This window comes from Massilia sp. P1_C10 (assembly GCF_056406475.1).
Map to the genome: position 1 here is coordinate 1 of NZ_JBFUAC010000025.1, position 626 is coordinate 626.

Sequence of the window (626 nt, forward strand, 5' to 3'; positions counted from 1 at the left end):
GTATGCAATGACCTAAAAGGCCGGGTTTCCCCATTCGGAAATCTGCGGATCAAAGTGTGTTTGCTCACTCCCCGCAGCTTATCGCAAGCTACTACGTCCTTCATCGCCTGTAATCGCCAAGGCATCCACCATGTGCACTTATTCGCTTGTCCCTATAACGTTAACCTCTCGGCCGACTAAGCCGAAAGACGCTACAGAGATAAGAAAGTACAGCGTTGTTGCTTGTTTTGATACATACAATCATTACCCATCGTCTGACCTGTCGGTCAAACGATAAAAACTTTACTTCTTCCAGATTGTTAAAGAACGAACAGCATTTAATCTCTAAAAGATCAAACCTAAATCTAGCGACTTACGTTTGAGCTTTTTGGTGGAGGATGACGGGATCGAACCGACGACCCCCTGCTTGCAAAGCAGGTGCTCTCCCAGCTGAGCTAATCCCCCATTGGTAACACGCGCAAAACTGGTAGGGCTGGTTGGACTCGAACCAACGACCCCCGCGTTATCAACACGGTGCTCTAACCAGCTGAGCTACAGCCCCAAATGCTGTTCTTTATCTTTATTAACAGTCGATAAGAGTGGACGCTCAATGAATCGGCATCTCTGCCTGTGCAACTCTAGAAAGG

At 47.6% G+C, this 626-nt stretch carries 2 tRNA genes and 1 rRNA gene; all 3 read right to left on the bottom strand.

The features are described 5' to 3' along the window. A 23S ribosomal RNA gene (locus AC1D02_RS22190) occupies positions 1–152 on the bottom strand; the annotation flags it as partial. A 216-nt stretch (positions 153–368) separates the two neighbouring features. Beyond that, positions 369–444: transfer RNA gene (locus AC1D02_RS22195), tRNA-Ala, on the bottom strand. A gap of 20 nt (positions 445–464) precedes the next feature. Further along, positions 465–541: transfer RNA gene (locus tag AC1D02_RS22200), tRNA-Ile, on the bottom strand. Positions 542–626: the final 85 nt, after the last annotated feature.